Here is a 1,441-nt window from a genome sequence, read left to right on the forward strand (position 1 = left end):
GGCGGGGCGGTGTCGGCGCCACCGCCCCGCCCGTCGAGCAGCAGCCGGATGCCGTCGTGACCGCCCTGGTGGGAGGTGACGGGCAGCGGATGCCCCGTGGAGGGGCGGAGCACGCCGGCGAGGTAGTCGCCGATCCGCCGGGCCTCGGACGACCCCGCGGTGACCTGGATGCGCGTCGAGCGGCCGATCTCGTACGGCGCGCCACCGGGTCGTACGACGGCGGGAGCGGGTACGACCCGGCCCAGCGGGGCCGTCCGGGCGGTGTCCCCTCCCCCGCCGCCGTCCGACGGCAGCGCCGCGGCTGTGCCGGTGGCCGCTCCGGCCGTCGTGAGCAACAGCAGCGCGCCGAGCAGTCGCGCGCCCCCGGAGAGCGGGACGCGCCGGGCACGGCGGAGGAGGCCGGAGGGGATGGGCGAACGCGGTCGTCTCACGAGCGGTCCCTTCGACGGGCGGCGAACGACGAGAGTGCGCGAGCGAAAAAGCCGGGGACGCGGATGGATACGAGTGGTGTCGCGGCGGAACGGTGATCGCGGTGCGGGCGCGCCGTACGGCGTCCGCGGCGTACGGAGCGGCCGGGCGTCCCCCATGGGTACCGCTCGCCCCAGCGGTGGTCAAGGTGCGGTACGCCCCCGGCGCGTCCGACCCCGCCTTCTCGGCCCCGCCTTCTCGGTCGTGTCGTCGAAGTCCCCTGGAAGAATCACCGCATGGCAGAAATCATCCAGCGTGACGGGGCATGGAGCTTCGACGGCGACAGCGTGCGGATCGTGCCGGGCCACGATCGCCGAGTGCACCCCCTGCGGCAGGCCCTTGGTGAACTGTCCGTCCCCCTGACCGCGTTGGCGGGCATAGCCTTCGAGCCCGGCCGCAAGGGCGGCCGACTGCGGCTGCGTCTGCGCGAGGGCTCCGACCCGCTGCTCCAGGCCGCCACGGGGCGGCTCGGCGACGCCGCCGACCCCTACCAGCTGGCGGTCGAGGCGGACCGCATGGGCGTGGCCGAGTATCTGGTCGACGAGGTGCGCAACGCCCTGCTGCTGGACGAGGTGCCGTCCGGCCCCTGCGACCGCTACCTGCTGCCCGGCCCCTCTCTCCCGCTGTCCGTGAGTGCCGGCGACGGCACGGTCTCCTTCGACGGCGAGGAGGTCCGGCTGGAGTGGAACTGGAAGACCGAGGAGGCCAAGCGATCGGGCGGCCCGCGGACGATCGAGCTGGCCGAGCTGACGGGCGTGGACTGGCAGCCGGCCGTCGGCCTGGAGGACGGGCATCTGCGCTTCCTGGTCGGAAAGGCGCCGGCCAAGACCCGGCCCAAGTACGACCCGCACGCGATCGAGCTGTGGGGCCTGTCGAAGAAGGAGTATCTGATGGCGCTGGTCGCGGCCGCGGTGGTGGCCCGGCTGCCGCACCCGGCCGCCCCCGCCGCTCCCTCAGCCCCCACGGCCCCCAC

The 1,441-nt window shown here is 74.7% G+C and carries 1 protein-coding gene and 1 pseudogene; one reads left to right on the forward strand and one right to left on the reverse strand.

What is annotated here, in order from left to right; translation table 11 throughout:
• Nucleotides 1-431, reverse strand: a pseudogene (locus ACSNOD_RS31110) (hypothetical protein); the annotation flags it as partial.
• 273 nt (nucleotides 432-704) lie between these two features.
• Between ACSNOD_RS31110 and ACSNOD_RS31115 the strand changes: the two are divergent.
• The coding region (locus tag ACSNOD_RS31115) for a DUF4429 domain-containing protein (RefSeq protein WP_436770426.1) at nucleotides 705-1,441 on the forward strand (737 nt) is incomplete at its 3' end.

Source organism: Streptomyces sp. URMC 123, assembly GCF_051386515.1.
In the GTDB taxonomy this organism is placed as follows: domain Bacteria; phylum Actinomycetota; class Actinomycetes; order Streptomycetales; family Streptomycetaceae; genus Streptomyces.